Source organism: Stenotrophomonas sp. HMWF003 (genome assembly GCF_003061285.1).
GTDB lineage: Bacteria > Pseudomonadota > Gammaproteobacteria > Xanthomonadales > Xanthomonadaceae > Stenotrophomonas > Stenotrophomonas maltophilia_AP.
This window is the reverse complement of record NZ_QAIW01000004.1, coordinates 24690-29766: the sequence shown is the minus strand read 5'-3', so window position 1 is coordinate 29766 and position 5077 is coordinate 24690. Positions and strand designations below refer to the sequence as shown.

At 71.4% G+C, this 5077-nt stretch carries 4 protein-coding genes; 2 read left to right on the top strand and 2 right to left on the bottom strand.

Annotated elements, in window-relative coordinates; genetic code table 11:
• Positions 1-420, top strand: a 420-nt coding sequence (locus DBR34_RS00305) for an FUSC family protein (RefSeq protein WP_181393855.1), incomplete at its 5' end; no start/stop codon positions are given.
• An 84-nt stretch (positions 421-504) separates the two neighbouring features.
• A complete protein-coding gene (locus tag DBR34_RS00300; RefSeq protein WP_038691604.1) occupies positions 505-900 on the top strand; it encodes a hypothetical protein in 396 nt (131 codons plus the stop codon).
• Between the two features lie 13 nt (positions 901-913).
• Here DBR34_RS00300 and recD read toward each other — a convergent pair whose 3' ends face one another.
• Together recD and DBR34_RS21990 are read right to left on the bottom strand one after the other, a co-directional pair.
• The gene (recD, locus tag DBR34_RS00295) at positions 914-2827 is read right to left on the bottom strand and encodes an exodeoxyribonuclease V subunit alpha (protein ID WP_128095233.1); all 1914 of its coding nucleotides are present in this window, start codon (positions 2825-2827) and stop codon (positions 914-916) included.
• The coding region (locus DBR34_RS21990; protein ID WP_258223589.1) for a 3'-5' exonuclease at positions 2824-5077 on the bottom strand (2254 nt) is incomplete at its 5' end. The genes DBR34_RS21990 and recD, both read right to left, overlap by 4 nt.

Here is a 5077-nt window from a genome sequence, read left to right as displayed (position 1 = left end):
GCCGCGCGCATGCTGGACCTGCTGGGCCTGCTCGCGCCGCGCCTGGCCGCCACCCCCGAGGGCAGCGACATCGCCTCGGTGGACATGCTTACCGAAGCGCGGATCGGGCTGAACATCCTGCAGCTGCGACGCGCCCGGCACGGGCTGCCGCCGACCAGCGTGGAGGCGATCGAGGCGATCCTGGACGAGGTGGCCGCGCACTACCGCGCGCAGGTGGCCCAGCGCCGGCCGCTGCCGGCCCCCGCCGGGTTGCAGGCCAAGCTGGAGGCCTCGCTGCGGCGGGTGCAGACCGTGGACGCCGGCAAGGCCCGCGATGAAGCGCTGATGGGCGTGATGGGGCTGCGTTTTGCGCTGTTCCCGGACGCACCGGTGGTGGACGGCCCTGCTGCTGTATCGCCCGGTCTGCCCGCGCCGCGCTGAACCGGCCGGGTGCGGGCCCGCCAACCTGCGCCGATCAACGCTATCCTGACACCTGCATTTCTGCATGGAACAAGGTGATCCTGGATGAGTTACGACATGATGGTGTTCGACCCCGCCGTGGCCCCGCGCGATGCGGCGGCCTTCCTGGAGTGGTACGACGCGCAGACCGAGTGGAGCGAGAAGCACGAGTACGATGACCCGGCCGTCTCGGTGCCGGCGCTGCAGGCATGGTTCGCCGCCATCGTCGAGCACTTCCCGCCGATGAACGGCCCGCTGGCCGATGACGAAGATGACCGCCCCGAAGTGACCGACTACAGCGTCGGCCAGCACGTGATCTATGCTTCGTTCGCCGATTCGGTCGCCGAGAACGCGCATGGCCTGGTGCAGGTGCTGGCCAATGCCCACCAGGTGGGCTTCTTCGACGCCAGCGGCGACGGCGCCATCGTGTTCCCCGACGGCACCGTGGTAGTTCCCGAGTAAGCCCGGCGCAGCGCTAGAACAGCTGGCCCTGGGCCGGCGTCGGCGCCTGCACCGCAGGTTCGGCTGCGGCTGCATCACACGATGCAGCCGCGTTGCCGGTCAGCCGCACCGCCAGCCCGGACACGCGGCTGGCATGCCGCTTCAAGGCGGCCTCCAGCACCGGCGCGCTGCCCAGCACATGCAGTGACTGGCGTGCGCGGGTCATGCCGGTATAGAGCAGCTCGCGCGACAACACCCGGTTGTCGCGCCACGGCAGCTGCAACCAGACCTCATCGAATTCGGAGCCCTGCGCCTTGTGCACGGTCATCGCGAACGCGCTTTCGTGCGCGGGCAGCGCGCCCGGATGGAAGCCGCGCGGTTGATCGGGCGTGTCGCCGGGGAACCAGGCGGTGATTGCACCGTGGCGGTCGGCCAGGCAGATGCCGATGTCGCCGTTGAACAGGCGATGACGGTAGCTGTTCTCTGTCACCAGCAGCAGGCGCCCGTGGAAGTAACCCGGCGCCATGCCCGCGCGCGGCACGCCGGCCAGCAACGCTTCGATACGCGCATTGAGCCCGCGCGCGCCTTGCGGCCCTTCGCGCACGGCGGTGAGCAGGCGGATGCGACCGGCGTTTGCCAACGCCTGGCCCGGGTCGACGGCATCGCCGAGCCCGCGCCAGTGCGACAGCAGGTGGTCGCGGTGCTGCTGCAGCGGATCGACCTGGTCTTCGTGGAAGTGCACGCCAGCCAGCTGACCGCCCCGCAGCAGGGCCAGCGCAGTAGCAGGGTCGCCCTCGCGCACGGCATGCGCCAGCGGTGCCAGATCCAGTGCATCGGTCTGCCGATAGCCGCGCTGCAGCTGCACGCGGCGACCGGCGAAGTGCGTGGCCGGCGCCAGCGGCTGCAACGCGGCCGGGGCCAGCAGCGTATGCAGCGCTGCGTGATCGTCGGCCTGGGTACCGAGGCCATCACCGCTGGCGCGCAGGATCGCACTGAGCACATCGCCCGCTTCCACCGACGGCAACTGGTCCGGGTCGCCCAGCAATACCAGCCGGGTGCCGGAGGCGATCGCTTCCACCAGCTTGGTCATCAGCGGCAGGTCGATCATCGAGGCTTCGTCCACCACCACCACGTCGAACGGCAACGGGTTGTCGCCGTGGTGACGGAAGCGCGGCGAATCGGGGATCACCCCGAGCAGCCGGTGCAGGGTGGTGCCGGTGCTGGGCATGGCGTCGCACAGCGCCGGCGCGATGCCGAGCAGGCGCAACCGCTGCACCGCCAGGCGCAGGCTTTCGGCCATGCGTTCGGCGGCGCGGCCGGTGGGCGCCGCCAGGGCGACCCGCGGCAACGGCTGGTCGGCCTGCACCGCCTGGGCCGCCAGCAGCACCAGCAGCCGCGCGATGGTGGTGGTCTTGCCGGTGCCCGGCCCGCCGGTGACCAGCACCAGTGGATGCCGCAAGGCCACGCCTGCCGCGCGGGCCTGGTGGTCGATGCCCTCGCGCGCCTGCGGGAACAGCTGCGCGAACAGCGATGCCAGCACGGCAGGATCAACCTGTCCGGGCGGATGGGTGGCGATGCGCTGCAGGCCGTCGGCCAGGCGGCGCTCGTACTCGCGGTAGCGGCGCAGGTAGAGCAGGCCGTTTTCCAGCACCAGCGGGACCTCGGTTGCCGGTGCGCTGTCGGCGTCGGGCACGTCTACCCACGGCGACTCGCGCAGCTGGTCCAGCCAGGTGTCGGCGTCGGGCCAGTGCGTGTCCGCCTCGACCAACCGCTGCGGCTGGCGCGGGTCCAGCCCGGCATGCCCCTGCGACACCGCCAGCGAGGCCAGCGCGGCGGCGGCCAGCACCGTATCGGGCGTGTCCGGGCGCAACCGGCGCAGGCTCTGCGCCAGGGCGTGGTCGAGGGTGCGCAGCGCGCCGCCGTTCTTCAGTGCCGCGAGCAGGCTCATGCTTCACCCCGCGCGCGGGCGGCCATGCGCGCCTGGGCGTGCTCGCCGCCGGCGAACAAGGCGTCCAGTGCATCCACCAGGACCGGGTCGAAGCGGTGCGCATACACGCCGGGGCTGTCGGCGCGGGCGGCATCCAGGCCGCGGCAGAACAGGTAGCGGATGCCGCCCATGTCGCGCGCGTACTCGTACCGTGCGCCGAGGCGGAAGCGCAGCCAGCGGTGCAGTGCCACGGTGTAGATCAGCGCCTGCAGGTCGTATTCGCTGTGCTGCATGGCGCCCTGCAGCCGCACCGGGTCGTAGCCGGGCAGCCGGTTGGATTTGTAGTCGAGCACGTACCAGCGATCGCCGCGCACGTAGGTGAGATCGATCTTGCCGGTCATCAGGCCCTCCAGCTTGCGCCGCGTGCCGAAGCCGCGCCGTTCGCGGACCAGCCCATGCGCGTGGAGCAGGTCGAGCAGCAGCGGCACGGCGGTGGGCTGCATGGCGAAGTGGAACTCGATCTCTGCCCGCCGGTCGGTGGCCGGCAGGTCGTGCAGCGCGCCCCCTTCCGGCAACGCCACGGTCAGGGTCTGGCCGACCAGGTCGGTCAGCACCGCTACGCCATCGTCGAGGTCTTCGTCGGCATAGCCTTCCTCGACCAGCGAGGTGCGCAGCACGTCCGCTTCGTCATCCGGTGCCGGTTGCCCGGCCTGCCAGTGCGCCCAGCGCGCGAAGTCGGTGTTCTCCAGCGCGTCGTGCAGCACGTTGCCGAAGCGGCTGCCCATGAAGCGGGGGTCGACCTCGTCGTCGCGCAGCGGCACGGCCTGCGCGGTGTCCAAGGTGAGATCCTCGCCGCTGGGTTCGTCGGCGGCAGGCGCCGGAACCTCGGTGGCGGCGGCATCGGTGTCATGGCCGGCGTCGGCATGTGCCAGCTGGGTGAAGCTGTACACCCACCAGTCGTGCGGGATGCGCCGGGTCAGCGCGCGCACCGGCGGCAGGTCGCCGTCGCGTTCGGTGGCCAGCTGCGCCGGGCGCGGTTCCAACGGGGCCTGGATCACGGCGATGTCCGGATGCGCGCGCAGTGCATCCAGGTCGGACAGCATCGGCGCCAGCCGGGTTTTCGCGGTGCCGGCCAGGTCGCCCGCGGCGATCCACAGCGCGTGCTCGGCGCGGGTCAGGCCCACGTACAACAGGCGCGCGTCTTCGGCTTCCTGCTCCTGCGCGCTGCGCGTGCTGGCCGCGGTCCAGGCCTCGTCCTTGTCCAGTTTCCAGTGCAGCTCGCGACGCCCGTTGGCATGCACGGTGCACTGGGTGTCGGTGTTGGGTGCACTGCCGCCGATGCCCACGAACGGCAGGAACACCAGCGGGTACTCCAGGCCCTTGCTCTTGTGCAGGGTGATGATCTGCACGCGGCGCGCGTCCGATTCCAGCCGCAGCAGCTGCGCCTCGTCGTTCTGGTCGGCGTGGGCCATCTGCACCTGCAGCCAGTCCAGCAGGCCATGCATGCCCAGCGTCTGCGCCGCGGCCTGCTGCAGCAGTTCGCCCAGCTGCAGGTAGTTGGTGAGGCGGCGTTCGCCGTCGATCAGACCCAGCAGGCGCTCGGCGTGCTCGGCGCACAGGTCGGCGATCACCGCGAACGGACCACCGCGCTGCCAGCGCTCGCGCCACAGCAGCAGGCGGACCTGGAAACTGCGCTGTGCGTCGCCCTCGCGCTCCAGCGCGTCGATGGCAGCGGCATCTTCGCCCAGCAGCACGGTGGACAACGCCGCGCGCAAGCGGCCTTCGTCGGCCGGTTGCAGCAGGGCCAGCAACAGCACGCGCAGGTCCTGCGCCTCGGGCGTGGCATACAGGCTCTGCTTGCCGGCGGCGACGGCGGGAATACCCACCGCGCTCAACGCCTGCTGGATGCGCGTGGCTTCCTTGTGCGAGCGCACCAGCACGGCGATGTCGCCGGGCTGCAGCGGCTGCCCGCGCAGCAGCGCGCGGCCCTGGCGGGCCTCGCTGAGCAACTGGTGGATGGCCGCCACGCAGGCATCGCTGGCCTGTTGCCGCGAGGCATCGGCCTTGAGCGCGCCGCCCTCGGGATTGTCCAGCAGGCGCAGGGTCAGGCCGGGCGCGGGTACGCCATCGCGCAGGAAATCGGTGTCCAGGCGGGTGCTGCCCGGGTGCACCGGCTCGAAGCGGATATCCGTCTCCAGGAAAGCCGTGTCGCCGGCGTTGGCATACAACGCCTGGATGGCGTGCAGCACGGCCGGCCGCGAGCGGAAGTTG

Bases quoted from the DNA above. Each gene is read 5' to 3' on its own strand.
- recD (WP_128095233.1), bottom strand. From the start codon at position 2,827: ATGAGCCTGCTCGCGGCACTGAAGAACGGCGGCGCGCTGCGCACCCTC.
- DBR34_RS00300 (WP_038691604.1), top strand. From the start codon at position 505: ATGAGTTACGACATGATGGTGTTCGACCCCGCCGTGGCCCCGCGCGAT.